This window comes from Brevibacillus centrosporus, assembly GCF_003710815.1.
Lineage (GTDB): Bacteria > Bacillota > Bacilli > Brevibacillales > Brevibacillaceae > Brevibacillus > Brevibacillus centrosporus.
In genome coordinates, this window is record NZ_RHHP01000025.1 from 109,030 (window position 1) to 129,576 (window position 20,547).

Genomic DNA, 20,547 nt, shown 5'->3' on the forward strand with positions numbered 1-20,547 from the left:
GGTGTATTGATAGTAATAGGCATACGTCCTCGTATCTGTTGATGGTTTGGTTACGGTGCCCAAGTAACTGTGATACCAGGTACTCCCACTTTGCCATGCAGTAACACTAGAAACCGATTTTAAATTTGGAATTGTTAATGTCTGCGTTTGACTTCGAGATGTACTTTCTGGATATGTTTTACTTGTGGTTGCCAAAATCGCCTCTTTAGGACAGCGTTCTCCAACTCCAACCGCTTAATATAGCGTTCCTGATCGACGTACTGCTAGCGGCGTCCTCGTGTGTCTACCAAACCAAACTCGCCTTGCTGTTTGTATTTACGCATCCATACCTTGAGTCGTCCAATATCTTTGATCCCTAATTCCTTCGCCACTGCCGCCTCCGTCATTCCCTTCAATCTCATCTCAATAGCCCTTTGCTTTAACTCCGCACTGTACGTTTCCTACTTCTTTTCCCTTTGTCCCCATTACGAAAAGCACCCCCTAGAATGAGTATCGTCATTGAGAGGTCTTTTCTCAATGTCCATTCTAAGGGGTGCACTTTATGGCTCAGGAGGCTCTTTCTGAAGTCTTTGTTTGTGTTTCTTTCTTTTGCTTGGCTTAAGTATAAACCACCTCACTTTCCAATGGGGAAAATGAACGGGAGTGTAAAGTTCTGTAAATATTTGTCTACCCTCTTGCTTGGAAAGCCCTTCGCTCTCGAGTTGAAACCTTCGAAACCTTCGTCGCTTTCGTCAAACAGCAGAACATCGCGGAGTTTAAAAAGAAGAAGACGATCTGAGAGAAATCGCTTTGACAGCGTTTCTTTCGATCGTCTTTTTCTTTTCCGTTTGCTATTCGCTTACTGTACCTCGACAGCCCGCACGCCTGCGTATCTTTGCAGCATCGGAAGGAGCTGAGCGATCTCGTAGGAGCCAGGCAGCTTGACGGTAACCTTTTGTGCGACGAGCACGAGTATGGTCGTTCCAATTCCGAGCGTGTACAGCCCAGCACCGATGGCCATTCCCATCCCGGCAGTCGCCCAGATTCCGGCAGCTGTCGTCAGTCCTTTGACTGTCTGACGCTGCATGAAAATCATCCCTGCCCCGAGAAAGCCGACCCCACTCACGACCTGCGCCGCGATCCGAGAAGGGTCCAGCCCCAGATTGTTCGGAAATTATAGCATGGCTCCTACAGGGGGGCAGCGTTACTAGCAGGAGCGAATTTGCTGGGCCACTCCGCCGTACATGGCCCACGCCATCTTCGTGACAGCGCTTCTCTTGATTTCGTAGTAACGCTGACGGGAAACCCCGATTTCCTTTGCGATCTGATTATTCTTGTCTCCATCCAGCAGGGCCTCCAGAATCAGCCTCTCTTGCTCATCAGGAATCATCTCTACCGCTTCATCGATTCTGGCGATTTTGTCCTGGAGGCTCTGCAGCCTTTTCCACTTGCGCTCTCGACGCGCGACTTCGGCATGCGTCTTGTCCCCGAATCCCCCGATCGCTTTCGGCATGGCAAAGTCCAGCCCGTATTGAGCGACCATCCCTTCCCCTGCCTCGCGTAAAAAACGCTGAATGCGGCTAACCTCCAGCTGCATGTAATTGTAGTCGCGGATCTCCTCTTCCGTCCGCTGCACCACTTCAAGGGCTGGCTCCACTTTTGGGGCAGAATTTCGCAGAGGGCGCTGCTGCCCCGAAGTCTGCTGTCCCTCTGCGAACTTGTCCCATTCCGGGCAAGCTTCGACTTTCCCCACATGCTTGTCGTGCACCTGGCAATGCGTCTTTCTCCCCCAACCTGTAGCCGGGCAGCCCTCACATACGTGCTCGCGCAGTTCCTCTTTGCTCATACATGCTCGTGTTGCCATATGGATTCCTCCCTGTAACCATCTATGTGTTTTACGTGATGAACGCGAAAATAGGAACGTTTGTTCTCTTTTGTAGTACAAGTATCTCATACAAAATTCCATTGTTCAAGATCTTTCTACTAAAAAATAGAAAAAACACGCCCTCCCAAATGGAAGTGCGTGCCGTTCCGTTATTTTTTCTGTGTATAAACTGTTTGTAATTAGGATTTATCTGTGTATAGCTTGTGGACAATTTCCTTCAATCCGTTTGCCGATCTTTTTTCAGCCACTCGATCAGCTCTCGTTCGCGGGCCTTGTTCATCCTTTGCGACTGCTCTGGCGACCACTCGTAAAAGCCCTGTCCGTTTTTCTGCCCGTAGCTGCCTGCATCTACAAGACTTCTCATGGTCGAAAGAGACTCCTGCTGTGTCCCCAGATCCGGGAACAAGTAGCTGGAGATGGCATCGAACACATCCAGACCTCCCATATCGGCTGTCATAAAGGGACCTGTGACGGGCAAGCGGCGTCCGATGCTGTAGCGAACGGCCTTATCAATATCCTCGATCGAGGCAGCCCCTTGCTCATAGATGTACTGGGCTTCCCGGAAAAGCGCGTACTGCAGGCGGTTCCCCACTGATCCGAGAATGTCCTTTTTGACGAGGATCGGCTTCTTGTCCATCGCTTCGAGCAGCACCATCGCTCGCTCTACAGCGGTATCTGCTGTCTTTCCCCCCCGAATGACTTCGACAAGCGGAATGAGATGTCCCGGATTCCAAAAGTGCGTGACCAGCGTCCGCTCGGGGTACTCGATCTGGCTCGCAATAGCTGTAGGACTCAATCCTGATGTGTTGCTCGCCAGGATCGTGTCCGGGGAGCACAGCGCCTCCAGCTCCTGGAACATCTTTTGCTTCATCTCCAGATTTTCCGGGATACCCTCGATGACAAAGCTCGCCCCCTGGACGCATTCCGACAGAGACGTGGTGAACCAAATTCGTTCTTGCACCGCAGCCTTCTCCTCTGCAGACACGACCTCGTATTCAACGAGAATCCCTAGCTTTTCGGCTACACCATCCTTGCCGCGCTGAATATCCTGCAGACTCGTTCCCCAGACCTTTACGTGCAAGCCTGCCATCGCAGCGGACAGAGCGATCGAGTGCCCCATCGTACCTGCTCCGATGATCGCCAAGCTTTCCACTGGCTTCCTCATATCGCGGTCCAACCTCCATCCACCTTGATGGTTTCGCCCGTGATGAAGTTTGCCATGTCGGAGGCGAGGAACAGAACAGCCCCGGTAATATCCGATACTTGCGCGAGCTGTCCTAACGGAATTCTCCGCAAAACATCCTGGTAAAATTCCCGGTCCTCGAACATTTTCTTGGTCAGATCCGTCTCGACAAAGGTCGGTGCAACCGCGTTGACCTTTACCCCATAGGAAGCCCACTCCACTGCCAACGCTTTCGTCAGCTGCACGGCACCGCCTTTGCTTGAGCAATAGGCTGAGCGCTTGATATACCCGACAAAGGCCATTTGTGACACCATGTTAATGATGCGTCCCCCACCGTTTTCCGCCATATGCTTCCCGGAGTGCTGCGAGCAGAAGAATGTACCTTTCAGATTGGTGTCCAGCACGCGATCCCAATCCTCTTCCGTGACGTCAAAGGCAGGCTTGGCGATGTTGATTCCCGCATTGTTGACCAGTACATCGAGTCCACCGAGTGTGGCAACCGTGTCATCGACCATCTGGTAAATACTCTGCACATCCTGCATATCTGCCGACAAAAAGTAAGATTCTGCTTGGAATTCGCGCAATTCTTGTACCGCTGCTTCCAAATCTGCCGCATTACGTCCGGTGATCATGACTTTTGCACCGAGTTTGGCAAAGGCGAGAGCAGCGTCCTTTCCAATACCTTTGCTGCCTCCCGTGATGAGGACCTTCTTTCCTTTCAGCTCTTGAAAGTATGTCATCTCCGCTAATCCCCTTTCGACAGCCTTTCTTACATCCCAAGCGAGAACAAGACAACAGCTAGAATGACTCCAAAAATCGGAACTATCACAGTCATCGCACCAAAAGCCGGATATGCATCTTTATGTGTCTCTCCTGCAATGGCTCGAATGGTCGTAACGACATACCCACCATGCGGCAGAGAGTCAAGGGACCCTGACGAGATCGCGACAACCCGGTGCAACGCTTCAGGATTGACCCCCATATCCATATAGTGTGGAGCAAGCAATGGCAGCGCAATTGTCTGTCCGCCAGAGGCTGACCCTGTGAGACCTGCAATGATACATACAGCCACTGCACTTCCTATCAGCGGACTGCCAGGGATACTCGTCATCATGTCTACTGCACTCGCAAAAGCAGGAGTCGCCTTGGCTACTCCACCAAAACCAACGACAGCTGCAGTGTTCGCAATGGCAATCAAAGCCCCCATCGTGCCTTCTGATACGGCGTGCCAGAAATTGATAAAGTACTTTCGATGGAGCAAGTAGGTAGCAATTACTCCACCCAGCAAAGCGAGAATCAAGGCGGATTGTGCCAATGAATTGTGGAATACAAACGAGATGACCAGAACGACCAGGAGCGGAATCATACTCACGATAGGATGAGGTAAATTTTCTCTCACATCCCTATTGTCCGTTTCCCGCGAAACGAAGCGCTCCCCTTTTTGAACCGCTTTCATAATCATCCGTTTTAACCACCAGTAACCGAAAATCATCATGAAAACAGCAACGACCAAGCTTACTTCCCAGCCTGCATACGGTGTCGTGTGCAAATATGGAATCGGAATCCAGTTTTGAATTTCAGGTGAACCAGCCGAAGTCATCGTAAAAGTCGTGGAGCCAAAGCCAAGAGCCGCCGGGATAAAGCGTCTTGGCAAATTCGCCTCTCTAAACAAGCTGATGGCCATCGGATAAACGGAAAAGGCAACGACGAACAAGCTCACGCCGCCATATGTCAAAACCGCGCAGGCAATGACGATCGCAAGCGCTGCGTTTTTCATGCCAATTTTTTCAACGATCCATTTGGATACACTGTCCGCAGCTCCGCTATCTTCCATCAGCTTTCCAAAAATTGCGCCAATGAGAAACATTAAATACCACGATGTAATAAATCCAGTAAAACCGCTCATGTAATTGGCAACGAAGTTCGCTTCTCCTTCAGCAGCCAGCTGCGGGAAAAGTGGCAGTCCATTACATACAGCGACAAACAAAGCAGAGAACGGAGCAACAATTAACAAGTTCATGCCTCTCATAGTCAAAATGATGAGAAGGGCCAAGCCTCCAATCAAACCAATCATACTAATCATCCGAATCACTTCCCATCTTCTGCGTAATTACTTAGTGCCTGGAGCCTCGCTCGGAGGAGAGGAGCCTAGCTGTCGCGGTGCTCGCTCCCCTTCCTTGCAAGACAACATCCCACTTACTTCTTTCCGTAGCGGCGCACACGGAGCAACGCCTGCTCGGCATGTCCTGCGAAGTTTTCCAGCTGGCACAGACGCGCTGCGTATTCTCCGATGTAGGCACTCGCTTCTTCGCTTACTTTTTGGTAGGTGACCGTTTTCAGGAATTTCCCGACCCACAGTCCGCCTGTGTAACGAGCCGCGCCTTTGGTTGGCAGGGTATGGTTGGTTCCGATGACTTTATCGCCGTAAGCTACGTTGGTCTCCGGGCCGAGGAACAGGCAGCCGTAGTTGGTCATGTTGTTCAGGAAGAAATCAGGGTCCTTCGTCAAAATTTCCACGTGCTCAAATGCGAGACGATTTGCCTCAACCAGCGCTTCCTGCTCATCCTCTACCAGGATGATTTGACCGTAATCACGCCAGGAAACACTTGCTACATCTGCTGTCGGAAGCACGGTAAGCTGACGCTCGATTTCTTTGATCGTCTCTTCGGCCAGCTTTTCCGAGGTCGTGATCAAAGCACCTGGAGATGTCGGTCCGTGCTCGCCTTGGCCGAGAATATCGGTCGCGATCATTTCGGCATCTGCTGTTTCGTCTGCAACAACCAATGTTTCCGTAGGCCCTGCAAATAGGTCGATCCCCACACGGCCATACAGCTGGCGCTTCGCTTCCGCTACAAAAGCATTTCCTGGTCCCACGAGCATATCGACCGGCTTGATTGTTTCGGTACCGACTGCCATTGCGGCCATCGCCTGAATGCCGCCGAGAATGTAGATCTCATCTGCTCCTGCCATATGCATCGCAGCTACCGTAGCTGCTGGAATTTCTCCGTTGATGGGAGGTGTGCAAGCGATGACGCGTTTGACACCCGCTACCTTTGCGGTCAGTACGCTCATGTGTGCCGAAGCGACCATCGGATAGCGTCCGCCCGGGATATAGCAGCCTACACTATCGACCGGGATGTTCTTGTGACCCAGAATCACACCTGGCAAGGTCTCCACTTCGATGTCGAGCATGGATTTACGCTGTTCTTCTGCAAAACGGCGTACGTTGCTCTGTGCAAATTTGATATCATCGATGGTCTGCTCCGGTACACCGCTGATGATTTCCGCGATTTGCTCTTCTGTCAGGCGGAACTGCTCGGGACTCCATTTATCGAATTTGGCAGAAAGCTCCCGTACGGCTGCATCACCTTCCTGCTCGATTTGTTGAATCGTTTGGCGTACGGTTTCCGCTACCTGCGCGTCGTTTTGTGCAATTTCGTCCTTCGCTTTTCCTTGTTTCAAAAATCTTGCCATGTTCGTTCCCTCCTGTTTTTTGCATACGTATGCAGTTTTCAGAAATTTTTTCTCACTCTTTTATGCATACGTATGCATTTTGGAGTGAGAAAAATTTCAGAGCATTTTTAATCTATGCCCAAATTGTAAAGATAACCGCTTACATTTGTCAACGGCTTAAATTTTTTTCCGAGTCGTCCCGCGCTCGATCAAGTGCCCGGAAACGAGCTTTGACACGGGTTCTACCACTTCTATTTTCATTTCGTTCAGAAGTGTATCGATGGTCAACTCAATCATCTCGTCAACAGGCTGCTCCCATGTCGTCAGCTCGTGAGAAGGCCAGGATGCCATTTTGATGTTGTCAAATCCGACGACCGCGATGTCATTCGGAACGGATAGCCCCATTGCCCCTGCAGCATCCATTGCACCTAGTGCTGTAATATCATTGGCCCCGAAAATGACGTCTGGCACCTCTCTTCTCTTCAACAGCCGAATCGCAGCGTCATAGGCTTTCTCGTAAGTGTAGTCCCCCTCTTCTATCATCGGTTCTATTCCCTTCTCCTGCAAAAACTCGCAAAAACCCCGTTGCCGGTCCTGACTGGTCGAGGTATTGGTTCTGCCTGTGATATACGCCATTTTCCGATAGCCCTGCTCGTACAAATAGCTCGCGATCTGCCGGGCAGCCGCGTAGTTGTCGCAGCTGACGGAATAGCACGGGACATCTTTGCTGTAGCGATTGAACAGAATCACAGGGATGTTGTTCTCATGCAATTGAGTCACAACTTTAGAGGACAAATACGCATCTGTTACGATCACACCCTCGACGCTGTACTCCAGGAATTGCGTGATTTCCTCCTGCTGGATCTCATCATTTTCCGTGTACACAAACAAAACATGATACCCTTTATCACGCAGACCTTTGGTGAATTTGCCCAGCACTTCATGGTAGAACGGGTTTTCCATATCACGCATCGCCAAACCGACGATGTTGGTCTTGTTCATGATCAAACCGCGTGCGAGCGCATTTGGGCGATAGCCGAGCTCCTTCGCTACCTCCAGCACCTTTCGCTTGGTTTTTTCCGATACGTTTGACCCGGGGGTGAAAACACGCGAAACAGTAGATTGAGAGACTTTAGCAACTCTCGCAACCTCCATCGCATTTACCGGCTTTTTCTTCACAAGGTTCCCTCCGAATCCAGAGTGTGGAACCTTTATTTTAGCACGATTCCCCTCCAACAAAAACAGCACGATCCTCGTAGACCGTGCTGCATAGCGCAAACAGATTTCAAGACGAAATGGCGGCTTTATGCTGACCGCCGCGCAAAGAGAGCACTTCCTGCTCGTACTGCTTTACCTCTGTCAGCCACTCCTCACGCACAGGAACCCCTTGTCGCGCACAAAACATATCCCATACAGCTCCGAACGGATAGGTTTTAAATTCCTCCATGAGCGCGAGCCGCGTCGTGTAATCGCCTGCAAGCTCGACCTGACGCAGGTAATCCGTTGGCTCCAGCATGGCACGCAGAAGCGCCTTTTGCGTATTGCGCATCCCGATCACCCAAGCCGCAATCCGGTTGATGCTGCCGTCAAAAAAGTCCAGACCGATGTGAGTCATGCCAAGCAAATCGTGCCGCACCAGCTCCCGAGCGATGTCCAAAAGCTCATCATCCATGATGACGACGTGATCGCTGTCCCAACGAACCGGACGGCTGACGTGCAGCAGAATGCCCTGGGAAAAGAGCGCGAGTGACGAGAGCTTGCCCGAGATCGTCTCGGTCGGGTGGAAATGCCCGGCGTCGAGGCAGATAATTTTACCATTTTGCAGCCCATAGCCCATGTAAAATTCATGGGAGCCGACCACGTAGCTCTCAGACCCGATCCCGAACACCTTGCTCTCTACCGCATCCAGATTGTGGGCAGGATTGAGCTCTTCGCGGAAGATTTCATCGAGAGCGTCCTTCAAACGCTGGCGTGGAGCCATCCGATCTACGGGAATGTCCTTGTAGCCGTCTGGAATCCATACATTCGTCACGCAGGTTTGCCCGAGCTGCTCGCCAAAGTACGCGCCGATTTTCCGAGATGCCTTGCAGTGATCGATCCAAAATTGGCGGATTTGCGGGTCTGGATGACTCAGCGTAAAGCCATCCTCGGATTTTTCATGAGAGAAGCAGGTCGGATTAAAGTCCAAGCCTAGCCCTTGCTCCTTGGCCCAGTTGACCCACTTTTCAAAATGCTTGGGAGCCAGATTGTCGATCTCCACCTGCTCGTCCGTATCGGCGTAAATGGCGTGCAGATTGACTTTATGCTTGCCGGGAATAAGCGAAAACGCCTTCTCCAAGTCCTGACGCAGCTCCTCTGGCGTCCGCGCAGCTCCTGGATAATTCCCCGTGACAGCGATTCCTCCCGTCAGCTCCTGATCGCGGTTAAGAAAGCCGCGAACGTCATCGCCTTGCCAGCAGTGCATGGACACCTTGATCGCGGAAAGCTTCTCCAGAACAGCCTCCACATCGATCCCGTGCTTTTCGTACAGCTTTTTCGCCTCTTGATAGCTCGCTTCTAGTCCTGTGCTCACACTTGTCACTCCTTTCCTTTCGCCGGTTGTCACTCGTTTGAATTCCTCGATCCATTCCGCTCGATGGCAAGCCGCCTCCGGTTCGTAAATCGCGCTCGCAAATGTATGGCGGATCAAGCTTCGCGCCTCGTGAATATCGCTCACTTCACCCGTGGCGATCATCTGTACAGCAAGATTGCCTAGCGCCGTCGATTCCGTCGGCCCAGCCGTTACCTTTTTGCCGGAGACGTTCGCCGTCAGCTGGCAGAGCAGCTGGTTGCTGGACCCGCCGCCCACGATGTGGATGACCTCGATGGCGCGCCCCGTAATCGCTTCCATTTCCTCGACGCACAAAGCATACAGGATCGCCAGATTGTCGTAGATACAGCGGGCAATTTCTCCCGGTGTCTGCGGAACGAGCTGCCCCGTTTCCCGGCAGTAGCTCTGGATTTCGCCGACCATGCTGCGCGGATTCAGAAAACGGGCGTCTGTAAAATCGATGAAGGTCGTAAAAGCCGGCTCCTCTTTCGCCAGCTCGACGAATCCACCAAACGAAATGGCCCCCTCATAATGGCGATGGACCTCTTGGATGAACCACATTCCCATGATGTTTTTCAAAAAGCGATACGTATGGAAGGCGCCCCGCTCGTTCGTAAAATTGCGTTCGCGTGCCTCTGCGCTGTGGATCGGGCTGTCCAGCTCCACTCCCATCAGCGACCAGGTTCCGCTGCTGAGGTAGGCAAATGACTTGGCGGGATCCGCCGGAACACCAAGCACCGCTGACGCCGTATCATGGGTAGCGACGCAGATTACTTCGCAGTCAGGCAAGTCGTATGCTTCATGCCATTTTGACTGGACCCTGCCTAGTGATGTGCCTGGCTGGACCAGCTCCGCAAATTGGGAGCGGTCCAGACCCAGCAGCTTCAGTAAATCCTCGTCGTACTCACGAGTCTGCAGATGCAACAGCTGCGTCGTCGAGGCGTTTGTCACTTCGTTGATTCGTTTTCCCGTAAGCAAGAAGTACAAGTAATCCGGCACCAGAAGAATCTGATCGGCTTGCTTCAGCTGAACAGGATCGTGCACCGCCAGCTGGAACAAGGTATTGAAGGGCTGAAACTGAATGCCCGTTTTTTCATAGATAGCTTCGGCTGACAGCTGTCGCGTCACCTTTTCGATGGCATGCTTCGTCCGCTCGTCGCGATACGCATAGATCTCATGCAGTCGCTGACCTTCCCCATCCAGCAATACGTAGTCAACCGCCCACGTATCGATGCCCAGCGTACATGCTGTGATGCCCTGCTGTTTCACCTTTTGCAGCCCTGTCATGACTTCCTGGAATAAATAGTCGATGTTCCAGTAGCAGTGCCCCTCCACTTCTTCAAAGCCGTTTTGGAACCGATGAATCTCTTGCAAATGGATACGCCCGTCCAAAACGGTTCCCAAGACCAGCCGCCCGCTCGAAGCCCCAATATCTACGGCAATATGGCTTCCCACTCCATGCACCTCCCTCTACTAGCGCCTACTTTAAGTAAAAGACTTCCTTCAGTTCGAGAGAGACAGGGCTATTGTCTTCGTTCGTTTCCATGACATCTTTCATATACGCCCACCACTTCTGGCAGATTTCCGTTTCCGCCGTCTCGCTCCAGCGCTCTTCATCCTCAATCACCAGGTAGGCAAACAGACGGCTATTGGCCGGGTCGAGAAAGATCGAGTAATCATGTGCCCCATACTCTTTGAGCATCTCGATCATCTCCGGCCAGATTTCGTCGTGGCGGCGCTTGTATTCCTCGTGGCAATCCCCGAATACATGCATGACAAACGCTTTACGAATCATCTTCGTTCCCCCTATTCCGTGCTTATCGTGTAAACGCGGCAGGTACGCCGCCGTCAATGGTCAGCATGCAGCCCGTTGTCTTCTCCGATTTGGAGGAGGCGAAAAAGAGAATGCCCTCCGCGATATCTCTCGGATAAATGTTCACGAGCAGCGTCGTGCGCTTGCGGTAGTAGTCTTCCAGCTGATCAGGCTCGATTCCGTAGGCCGCGGCACGCTCATTTCGCCAGCTGGAATTCCAGATCGCCGAGCCTTGCAAAATCGCATCCGGCAAAATCGTGTTGACGCGAATGCCGTGCTCTCCCCCCTCTGCCGCGATGCAGCGAGCGAGGTGAACTTCCAGCGCTTTTGCCGAGCTGTAAGCCGTTACGTTCTTCCCTGCGTAGACGGAGTTTTTCGAGCCGACGAACACCATATTGCCGCCGATGGCCTGTGCTTTCATCTGCTTGAACGCTTCGCGAGCCACGAGGAAGTATCCGGTCCCAAGTACGGCGATATTCAGATTCCATTCCTTTAGTGTTGTTTCATCAAAGGGACTGGAGGTTGCGAGGCCCGCATTGTTCACGACTGTATCCACCCCGCCATAGGCGAGTGCCGCCTGTGCCAGAGCCGCTTGCACGTCTGCTTCGCTCGTAACGTCCATCTTCACCGCACTGGCACGACCTTCACCAAAACGCTCGTTGATTTCCTGTGCGACTTTTTCTGCGCCTTCGAGGTTCAAGTCTGCCAATACGACGTGGGCACCTTCTGCTACGAAGCGGCGGCACGTCTCGCTTCCGATTCCGCCCGCTCCCCCCGTGACGAACACCACTTTGCGGGAAAACTCTGCCTCTGCCGGAGCCAAAGACAGCTTATAGAGCTCCAGCGGCCAATACTCCACGTTGAACGATTCGTTTTCACTCAAGGAGACAAAGCTGCCCAAAGCTGTCGCTCCGCGCATGACCGCGATCGCACGATGGTAGAGAGCGCCGCTTACCTGTGCATTGGACCAGCTTTTCCCGGTATTCACCATGCCGACACCCGGGATGAGGATGACACGTGGTGCCGCCTCCGACATCTGGTCTCCCTCGTTTTTGTTTCGTTCAAAATAGCTTGTATATTCTTCTTTGAAGCGAGCGATCCCCGCGAGCAGGCTTTGCTTCAACCCCTCCACATCTCTTGAGGCGGGATCCCACTCTACGTACAACGGAACCATTTTCGTGTGCACCAGATGATCCGGGCAAGCAGCACCGACCTGCGACAGCTCACGGGCATCACGGCTGTTGACAAACTGGAGCACCTTTTCCCCGTCGTCGTAGGTAAGGAGCATCCGTCTCGTATCACTGACAGCCCCGCGAATGACAGGCATGACTTGTGCCAGGATTTGCTTTCGTTCTTCTTCCGGAATGGTTTCAAAGCGCTGTCCACCGAATACGGACGCTTCCTTTACCTTCGATTCGATGTACGCTTCCGCTTCCTGAATGATCGCAATCGTTTTCTCGTAGCATGCCTCAGACGTATCTCCCCACGTCACCAGCCCGTGCTTTTCCATCAGCACCAGCTCTGCCTGTGGGTTTTCCTGCACACCTTTTGCGATCATTTTGGACAGGGTAAAGCCGGGACGCACATAAGGAACCCAGACAAAACGGTCTCCGAAAATCGCGCGCGCCACTTCCTTCCCGTTGTCCGCGCAGCAAATGCTGATGATCGCGTCCGGGTGAGTATGATCCACATGAGGAAATGGCAGAAAGGCATGCAGGAGTGTTTCGATGGATGCGCGCGGATGCTTGCTGTCTACCATGCAATGCGACAGATAGGCAACCATTTCCTCATCGGACATTTCCTCCCGTTCCAGAAGCGGCTGGACATCCTCGAGCCGCAATCCCGTGAAATTGCCCGCTTTCATCGTAGCGAGGTCCGAGCCGCTGCCCTTTACCCACATCACGTCAATCTCTCGGCCGCGAAAGTCCGTGATTTTTGTCTTTGAGGAGGTATTTCCTCCGCCCCAGTTGCACACCCGCCGATCCGTACCGATCAGATTCGAGCGGTAGACCAGCTCCTCCAGTCCGTTTTGGCATTGTGCTGCCTGTTCGCGATTCCATAAGCTCTGTATCATCTCGTACCTCCACTTTTTTCTGATTGATGGACTGCTTATTGGAAAATCAGATTTTGACCCATTTTCGCAAATACCCTTTCAGATTTGGCACCATGACGGCCAGAATCAGCAAAAGTCCGATAATGACGAGCAGCATCTGTGCGGGTACGTTGACAAGCCCCAGACCGTAACGCAGGAAACCAATCAGGAAAATGGCGAGAATCGCGCCGATCATTCTTCCTTTTCCGCCTGATGTACTGATTCCGCCCAGAACGACCATCGCAATCACGTCCAGCTCGTAGCCCGTCGCGATATTCGGCCGGGTGCTGCCCATCCGCGAAGTGAGGAACAGCGCCGTGACTGCTGACATGAGACCCGCAAGCGTAAAGACGAGAATTTTGATTTTGTCCACCTGTATTCCGGAAAATTGACTGGCTGTCAAATTGCTCCCCATCGCATAAACGCGTCTGCCAAATGTGGTTTTGTGCAGCAAAAGCGCAAAAATCACAGCAAAAACTGCAAAAACAATCAGGATAAACGGAACAGATCCCACATATCCCCATCCGAGGAACTTGAACCATTCCGGGAACTTGCCGGCAGCCTGGTCTTCCAGCAGAATGTACGCGATCCCCCGATAAATGATCATGGTCGCCAAGGTCACGATAACTGCTGAAAGCTCCTTGAATCGGGTGATCAAGAGACCGTTGACGTACCCGCACAAGGTCCCTACTGCCAAACAGATGACGACTGCCAGCTCCATCGGAACCCCCATCGTGTACAGATCAGCCATCACGACGGATGACAGCGCTACGATGGACGCGACAGAAATATCGATGTCTCCGAGAATGATGATAAAAACCATCGGCAGGACGATAAACGCCTTGTCGAGGAAGGTCATCGTCGCATCCCGCAGACTGTCAGCGTTCAAATAGTAGGGAGAGAGATTGGCGTTGATCACATTCACCAGAATAAAGATGAGGACGAGCATCCATTCCCACTGCAGAAAAAAGGTTTTCCACGAGAACTCCTTTTTCCCGATGATGACTCTCTTTTCCATCACTAAATTCTCCTCCTCATCAGGTTGCTCTTATCGACGCCTCGTTTGACCAGTGCATTGATAACGACTGCGATGAGGATAATCGAGCCCTGAATGCCCATTTGCCAGAATGGCGAGACGTTGATCAGCGGCAAGGCGTTGTTCAAAATCCCCAGTAGAATCGAGCCCAAAATGATGCCCGAGATTTTTCCGGAGCCCCCTGCGATGCTGACTCCCCCGAGCACACATGCCGCAATGACGCTCAGCTCGTAGCCCGAAGCTGTGTCACCTTGTGCGGAAGCAAATTTGGATACCCACAAAACACCCGCGAGTCCAGACAATCCACCCATGATCGTGTACACGAGCCACAAAATTTTATCGTTGCTGATCCCACTGATTTTCGCGGAATCCGGGTTGCTGCCCACTGCGTAAATCTGTCTGCCTGTCCTGGTGTATGTAATGAAGTAGAAAAAGATGAGGTAAATGACGATCGCGATCACGATGAGGGTATTGAGCCCGAAAATGGAGCTGGTCGCAATCGCTTTGAAGGAATCCGGCATCTGGTGCGCGCTGACCCATTTGCCGCCGCTGACCATGAACGTCATGCCGCGAAATGCGTTCATCATACCGAGAGTGGCGATGATGGGAAGTATACCTGCCTTGGAGACGAGAAGGCCGATGATCATCCCGCTGACGATACCGACTGCTGTCCCGAGCAAAATGGCGAGCAAAGGATGCGTATCCGGGTAAGCGCTTACGGTCATGGCAGAAATCATCCCGGACAAAGCGAGCGTCGCCCCGATCGACAGGTCAATCCCTCTCGTCACGATGACCAGCATCATGCCGACTGCCAAAATGCTCAGAATGGCCGTATTCGTGACCATGTCGTTAATATTTTCCAGCGTCAAAAAGCTGGGGTTGCGCAGCTGTACCCCTACGCACAAAAGCAAAATGAATACGAGCAAGCCCAGCTCCCGAAACTTGGCGATGCTGGCACCTGCGGAAGTCTTTTGCAGCGAATATTCTGGCACTTCTTTCACCACCTTTTTCCTTGTCCCTTACGTGCTGAGCGTCTCTGACGCACTGCTGTGTGCCGTCGCCGCTTCTGGAATGGCGCTGTTTACCATGGCTGCCTCCAGGATGGCCTCCTGTGTCACTGTTGCACCGTCCAAGCTGGCTGTCACTCTGCCTTCTCGCATAACGACGACACGATCGCTCATGCCGATCACCTCAGGCATCTCCGATGAAATCATAATGACGCCATACCCCTGTGAAGCTAGGTCACTAATGATTTCATAGATCGCAGACTTCGCCCCGACGTCTACACCCTTCGTAGGCTCATCCAGAATGATGATATCCAGATCGGCGGTCAACAGCTTGGCGACGACGACCTTTTGCTGGTTCCCACCGGATAGGGAGCTGGCGAGATCAAAGATGCTGCGGGCTTTTACCTGGACTTTTTCCGCGAGAGCGTGTGCCAGCTCCGCTTCCCTTTTCTCCTGAATCCAGCCCTTGCGCGACAGCTTGCCGAGTGCCGGCAGGGTAATGTTGCGCTCGATTCCCCACTCCAGGACCAGTCCTTGCTTTTGCCTGTCCTCGGGCAAGTACCCGATCCCGAGCTCCATCGCTTGCAGCGGGTTTTTGACTTTAATCGCTTTGCCTTTTAAGTACACCTGGCCCGTATCGAACGAGGTAATTCCAAAGACGGCTTGGCACACCTCGGTTCTCCCTGCCCCTACCAACCCGGTCAAGCCGACAATTTCGCCTCGATGCACCGAAAAGGATACGTCTGCAAAAAAGCCTGTTTTGCCAAGACCTTCTACGCGGAGCAATTCTTCCCCGGCCTTTGCTGCCTTTTTGGGGAACAGCTGTGTAATTTCCCGTCCGACCATAGCTACGATCAGGTCCTCGTTTGAAATGTCGGAAATGCCCCAGGAGCCGATATATTTGGCGTCGCGAAACACAGTCACTTTGCTCGCCAATCGGTACATGTCTTCAAAGCGGTGCGAAATAAAGATGATCGATGCCCCATTATCGCGCAGCTTTTCCGCGATCTTGTACAGCTCCTCGCTCTCTCTTGCCGTAAGCGCTGCTGTCGGCTCATCCATGATGATGATGCGCGCATCCGTTGAAAGCGCTTTCGCAATTTCGACGATTTGTTGCTGGGCAACACTGAGCGCCCCCATCTTCGTTCTCGGATCAAAGCTTGCCCCCAGCTCCTGCAGCAGCTTTTTCGCTTCTGCGTGCATGTCGCCCCATAGGATCCGCTTTGTGCGTTTGGTGATCTTCTCATGTCCCATAAAGATGTTTTCCGTAACGCTCAGGTCTGGAAAACAAGTCACATGCTGATAAATCGCGGCAATTCCCAATCGTTGGGCGTCCTTTGGATTTTTGATTTCCGTTTTCTGCCCGTTTACAAAGATTTCGCCTTCGTCCGGGAAATGTACACCCGTAATGATCTTGATGAACGTGGATTTGCCAGCTCCGTTCTCACCCATGAGCGCGTGGATTTCACCTGGCTTTAGCTGAAAATGCACTTGATCCAGTGCCTTTACGCCTGGAAACGTTTTCGTGATTCCTCTCAATTCAAGAACGTAATCTGACATAAACGTCCTCCTATTCCTGTTGGAAACGAGCCCTCTGCGGTCGAACAAAACGGACATGACTGTTTTGTTTGCACCTGTTTGTTTTTATATCTTTGATTATACAGCTTTGGTTTTTGTTTGCATATGATTAATTCTGTATTTTTTTATTATTCTTTGTTTCCTCTGAACATGCGCAAAATCGGACATCGATGCTCTCCTCTTCGTCATGACTCTTGAATTCTTTTTCATTGTGTAGCTATTCTATGCGTATGGCCCTCTCTGTCCGTGGTATAATCCTCATAGGGTCAATATTTTTCCAAATAATAAAAATTGTGGTGAGTGATTCATGGATATCAACTTCGCATTTTTTGCGATTATTGTCATCGTCTCCGTCATTAACATCTATTATCTACTAAAGAAAACCAATCAGCATTTACAGAGAATAGAAGAATTGCTTTCCCAAATGATAGAGAAAAAGGAATAGGAACAGGGAGTCACCCTATGAATGGGAGGTCTGTATGTTGCAAATTCGTAATGTTCACGTGCAGGATTACAGGAGCGTAACCGCCGTCGTGAATGATTGGTGGGGTGGCCGACAGATGGCTCATTTGCTGCCACGGTTGTTTTTTGAGCATTTTCAGCCGACAAGCTTTATTGTAGAAGAAAACGGAGAAATGGCAGCATTTCTGATCGGCTTTTTGTCTCAAGCCTCTCCAGGCGAAGCCTACATTCATTTTGTTGGGGTGCATCCGGAGAAACGAAAAGACGGGCTCGGCAAAAAGCTTTATCAGCACTTTTTTGAAACGGTGAAAGAAAAAGGCTGCCATACCGTGCGCTGCATTACTTCTCCTGTCAATAAAACCTCTATCGCTTTTCATACGAGCATGGGATTTGCCATTAAACAAGGAGATAAAACCGTCGAGGGAATCTCCGTCACTTCCCACTACGATGGCAGCGGGAATGATCGGGTTTTGTTTGTGAAGGAGATCTAGGTAGTCACCCAAGCTCAACTGCGAAAGAGGCGTGCATTTTGGAGAAAACACAACTGACCGGGCGCATCGTGACTCCCGCTGATAGCGGCTTCAGCCCGTCAAAAAAGACTATGATCCAACCAACCTGTTCCGCTTTCCGCAAAGCATTCCTTTGCCACCCGATCCCAAGAAAAGGTAAAGCTTATCTCTTCCCGAGCTGAGCTTTCTTTATTGTCATTGGCGATGTAAAAAAAGAAGCTGCCCTGCCAAGACAGCCCCCCTTCTTCCTTCTTCACTTCTGCCTGATTCTCACCAGCACATCGTCCAACCGCTTGGGATCCGTCAAATTTACCGGATCCAGCAGCCACTCTGCTTCCTGCGCGGTGAGCAGTCCCCTTTCTACGACGACCTGCTTTACCGTCTTCTGCTCGCGAATCGCTTGTTTGGCTACGTCGCTTCCGGTCTCGTAGCCAAAGATCGTAGCAATAACGGCGGCGACGGCTGTGGACGTTTCAGCGTAGGAGCGGCATACATCCCGGTTGGCGCGGATACCGCTCACGCATTTATTGGCAAACAGCGGGATCGACTCCGTAAGAAGTGTAAACGATTCGAACAGACATTTGACAATGAGCGACTCCCACACGTTGAGATCGAGCTCGCCGCCTTCTGCTGCCATGGTCACAGCAAAATCGTTTCCACATACCTGATAGCTGACTTGAATCATCAGCTCCGGCAGGATGGGATTGACTTTTCCGGGCATGATTGAGGAGCCTGGTTGTGCAGACGGCAGCTCGATTTCGTTCAGCCCACCGTTTGGACCCGAAGACATGATTCGCAAGTCACGCGACATTTTTGAAATCCCGGTCGCCAAGCTTTTCAGAACTGCAGACATCCTCAGATAGACATCCGCATACTGCAATCCGTCAAAAAGATTATCTTCAGAGTGCAGCTCCCAGCCCGTGATCTCCTGCAAATGACGATAGCATGCAGGCAAAAATCCCGGCAAGAGCCCTACTCCTGTCCCCACTGCTGTCGCACCGAGCGGAAGCTGCAGACATTCCGTTTGCACCTCGCGCAGATACCTGATTTGCCGATCCAGCATCGAGGCGTATCCACCAAACTCCTGCCCCAGCGTCACCGGCAGCGCATCCTGCAAGCAGGTTCTCCCCAGCTTGACCACATCTGCGCATTCCTCTGCCTTTGTCAGCCATGCCTCGCGCAAGCTTTCCACCTGTGCGATCAATGTCTCTGCTTTCTCATACAGCGAAAGCTTCATGGCGCTGGGTAGCACGTCGTTGGTGGATTGCCCCATGTTTACATGCGTATTGGGATGCACCATCGAGTAGCCCTTTTCTCCAGTCAGAAGCTCATTGGCCCGGTTGGCAATCACTTCGTTTACATTCATATGCGTCGCGATTCCGCCCCCGCCTTGAAACATGTCCACGACGAAGAAGGACGTCCATTTTCCTTGCATGACTTCCCCTGCTGCCTGACAAATCGCTCCACTGACCCGCTCATCCATCGACTCGATCTGGCAGTTTGCCCGTGCTGCTGCCTTTTTAATCGCCGCGAGGTATTTCACGAGCGTGAACGCATCCGCGCCAATCGTCCGATGTGATACAGGGGATAGCTGTAAACTGCGCATCGTTTGAATTCCGTAATAGAGCTCGTCTGGTACTTGCATCTCACCCAATCCATCATGCTCCGTTCTCATCATGTCCTCTCTCCTCTTCTCTTCTTAGTAGAAGCCTTGGCTCGCAAAGCCTTCGCACCCAAAGGTACAGGTCGGTCTCTCCCCTACCGGATCGTACAAAAAACCTCCTGCCCCACCCGTTAAGCGGGGAGCAGGAGGAGCTTTTCGTTCGTTTATTTTTCTGGGAACTCGATGACGGTTCTCCCTACGTTGATGCAGCACGCGTCATGGAAGGAATCAAACGCTTTGTTGATCTCGTCCAGCTGGATGCGGCCCAATACCAGATCGTCGAGATTGAACTTGCCGTCCAAATACAGCTTCGCGATGGCCGGGAAGTCGCGGAATGGCTGGGTGTTTCCGTAGAAGCTGCCTTTCAGCACTTTGCCGACACGATGGAAACCGCCAGCTGGCAGCGTGATTTCTTTTGCTGGATGGAAGGCGCCGATGACGACAACCGTACCGCCTTTGCGTGTCCCTTTCCAAGCGCTTTGCGTCGCATTCGTGTTTCCTGTGCAATCGATCGCAAAGTGGACACCGAAGCCATCTGTCAACTCTTTCAAACGCTCTTCTGCGTTTTCTTCCCCTACGTTAATCGTGTGCGTCGCGCCAAACTTCTTGGCGATCTCCAGATTTGCCGGCTTCATGTCGCATGCAATGATTTTAGAGGCACCTGCGATACGCGCTCCCTGAATAGCATTGACACCCACGCCGCCGATTCCGAAAACTGCCACGGTGCTGCCCGGTGTAACACCTGCCGCGTGCACGGCTGCGCCATATCCTGTCGCTACGCCGCAACCGATCAAGGATGCTTGTGCGAGCGGCATTTCATCCGGCAGCTTCACGCAGGACATTTCGGGAACAACAGTATATTCTGCAAAGGTAGACAGCAAGGAATTGTGGTAAATCTTTTCGCCGTCTTTGCTCAGGCGGGTCGTTCCATCCAGCAAGGTTCCCTCAAACATAGGTCCAAAAGCGGTTTCGCAAAGATGAACCGCTCCTGTCACGCAAAATTCGCACGTACCGCAGTAAGGGACCCAGCTCAGCGCTACTTTGTCCCCAGGCTTCACCTTGGTTACATTCGGGCCTACCGCTTCCACAACCCCTGCCCCTTCATGCCCCAGGATCGTTGGGAACGGAGTAGTCTCATCATCCAGTGCATTCAGATCGCTGTGGCATACACCTGTTGCTGCCACACGTACCAATACTTCATTTGCCTTTGGTGCATCGAGTGTTACTTCTTGAATCGCAAGCGGTTGTCCGACTCCTGTCATCACAGCTGCTTTCATTTTCATGTCTATTCCCTCTT

17 protein-coding genes and 3 pseudogenes are annotated in these 20,547 nt (G+C 52.0%); 3 read left to right on the forward strand and 17 right to left on the reverse strand.

Annotated elements, in window-relative coordinates:
- Window positions 1–263: 263 nt before the first annotated feature.
- From EDM55_RS19750 to EDM55_RS19815, 15 genes and pseudogenes are all read right to left on the reverse strand, one after another.
- Entirely contained in the window at window positions 264–407 is a 144-nt protein-coding gene (locus EDM55_RS19750) for a helix-turn-helix domain-containing protein (protein ID WP_258957834.1), read from the reverse strand.
- 509 nt (window positions 408–916) lie between these two features.
- Window positions 917–1,153, reverse strand: a pseudogene (locus tag EDM55_RS19755) (MgtC/SapB family protein); the annotation flags it as partial.
- 33 nt (window positions 1,154–1,186) lie between these two features.
- Window positions 1,187–1,843, reverse strand: coding sequence for an ArpU family phage packaging/lysis transcriptional regulator (locus tag EDM55_RS19760; protein WP_246070885.1), 657 nt, complete (start codon window positions 1,841–1,843; stop codon window positions 1,187–1,189).
- Window positions 1,844–2,081: 238 nt separating this feature from the next.
- A complete protein-coding gene (locus tag EDM55_RS19765) occupies window positions 2,082–3,029 on the reverse strand; it encodes a 3-hydroxyacyl-CoA dehydrogenase family protein (protein WP_092273860.1) in 948 nt (315 codons plus the stop codon).
- The gene (locus EDM55_RS19770; RefSeq protein ID WP_092273863.1) at window positions 3,026–3,787 is read right to left on the reverse strand and encodes an SDR family NAD(P)-dependent oxidoreductase; all 762 of its coding nucleotides are present in this window, start codon (window positions 3,785–3,787) and stop codon (window positions 3,026–3,028) included. Before EDM55_RS19770 ends, EDM55_RS19765 begins: the two co-directional genes overlap by 4 nt.
- Window positions 3,788–3,816: 29 nt before the next feature.
- Entirely contained in the window at window positions 3,817–5,130 is a 1,314-nt protein-coding gene (locus EDM55_RS19775) for a GntP family permease (RefSeq protein WP_092273866.1), read from the reverse strand.
- A 113-nt stretch (window positions 5,131–5,243) separates the two neighbouring features.
- Window positions 5,244–6,521 (reverse strand): histidinol dehydrogenase, encoded by a 1,278-nt coding sequence (gene hisD, locus EDM55_RS19780; RefSeq protein WP_092273869.1) that lies wholly within the window; start codon window positions 6,519–6,521, stop codon window positions 5,244–5,246.
- Between the two features lie 156 nt (window positions 6,522–6,677).
- On the reverse strand, window positions 6,678–7,679 hold the full coding sequence (locus EDM55_RS19785; RefSeq protein ID WP_092273872.1) for a LacI family DNA-binding transcriptional regulator: 1,002 nt from the start codon (window positions 7,677–7,679) through the stop codon (window positions 6,678–6,680).
- Window positions 7,680–7,785: 106 nt separating this feature from the next.
- Window positions 7,786–9,072: an L-rhamnose isomerase gene (rhaA, locus tag EDM55_RS30640; RefSeq protein WP_170184373.1), complete on the reverse strand. Its 1,287-nt coding sequence runs from the start codon at window positions 9,070–9,072 to the stop codon at window positions 7,786–7,788.
- A 111-nt stretch (window positions 9,073–9,183) separates the two neighbouring features.
- Window positions 9,184–10,554 (reverse strand): annotated as a pseudogene (gene rhaB / locus EDM55_RS30645) (rhamnulokinase); the annotation flags it as partial.
- Window positions 10,555–10,570: 16 nt separating this feature from the next.
- Window positions 10,571–10,885, reverse strand: coding sequence for an L-rhamnose mutarotase (gene rhaM / locus EDM55_RS19795; protein ID WP_122961158.1), 315 nt, complete (start codon window positions 10,883–10,885; stop codon window positions 10,571–10,573).
- A gap of 22 nt (window positions 10,886–10,907) precedes the next feature.
- Window positions 10,908–12,977 carry a bifunctional aldolase/short-chain dehydrogenase gene (locus EDM55_RS19800; RefSeq protein WP_122961159.1) on the reverse strand — a complete coding sequence of 690 codons (2,070 nt, stop codon included), beginning with the start codon at window positions 12,975–12,977 and terminating at the stop codon, window positions 10,908–10,910.
- Window positions 12,978–13,023: 46 nt separating this feature from the next.
- Window positions 13,024–14,013 carry an ABC transporter permease gene (locus tag EDM55_RS19805; RefSeq protein ID WP_092273884.1) on the reverse strand — a complete coding sequence of 330 codons (990 nt, stop codon included), beginning with the start codon at window positions 14,011–14,013 and terminating at the stop codon, window positions 13,024–13,026.
- Between the two features lie 2 nt (window positions 14,014–14,015).
- On the reverse strand, window positions 14,016–15,023 hold the full coding sequence (locus EDM55_RS19810) for an ABC transporter permease (RefSeq protein WP_170184365.1): 1,008 nt from the start codon (window positions 15,021–15,023) through the stop codon (window positions 14,016–14,018).
- Between the two features lie 27 nt (window positions 15,024–15,050).
- Window positions 15,051–16,598 carry a sugar ABC transporter ATP-binding protein gene (locus EDM55_RS19815; protein WP_092273890.1) on the reverse strand — a complete coding sequence of 516 codons (1,548 nt, stop codon included), beginning with the start codon at window positions 16,596–16,598 and terminating at the stop codon, window positions 15,051–15,053.
- Window positions 16,599–16,923: 325 nt separating this feature from the next.
- On the opposite strand from EDM55_RS19815, the gene EDM55_RS30375 reads away from it, so the two are divergent.
- The 3 genes and pseudogenes from EDM55_RS30375 to EDM55_RS31475 all read left to right on the forward strand — a co-directional run.
- Complete coding sequence (locus EDM55_RS30375) at window positions 16,924–17,061, forward strand: hypothetical protein (protein WP_170184364.1); 138 nt, start codon at window positions 16,924–16,926, stop codon at window positions 17,059–17,061.
- Window positions 17,062–17,095: 34 nt separating this feature from the next.
- On the forward strand, window positions 17,096–17,569 hold the full coding sequence (locus EDM55_RS19820) for a GNAT family N-acetyltransferase (protein WP_246070884.1): 474 nt from the start codon (window positions 17,096–17,098) through the stop codon (window positions 17,567–17,569).
- A 115-nt stretch (window positions 17,570–17,684) separates the two neighbouring features.
- A pseudogene (locus EDM55_RS31475) lies at window positions 17,685–17,747 on the forward strand (hypothetical protein); the annotation flags it as partial.
- Between the two features lie 93 nt (window positions 17,748–17,840).
- Here EDM55_RS31475 and EDM55_RS19830 read toward each other — a convergent pair.
- Window positions 17,841–19,265: an aspartate ammonia-lyase gene (locus EDM55_RS19830; RefSeq protein ID WP_122961161.1), complete on the reverse strand. Its 1,425-nt coding sequence runs from the start codon at window positions 19,263–19,265 to the stop codon at window positions 17,841–17,843.
- A gap of 149 nt (window positions 19,266–19,414) precedes the next feature.
- Entirely contained in the window at window positions 19,415–20,533 is a 1,119-nt protein-coding gene (locus EDM55_RS19835; protein WP_122961162.1) for a Zn-dependent alcohol dehydrogenase, read from the reverse strand.
- Between the last annotated feature and the right edge of the window lie 14 nt (window positions 20,534–20,547).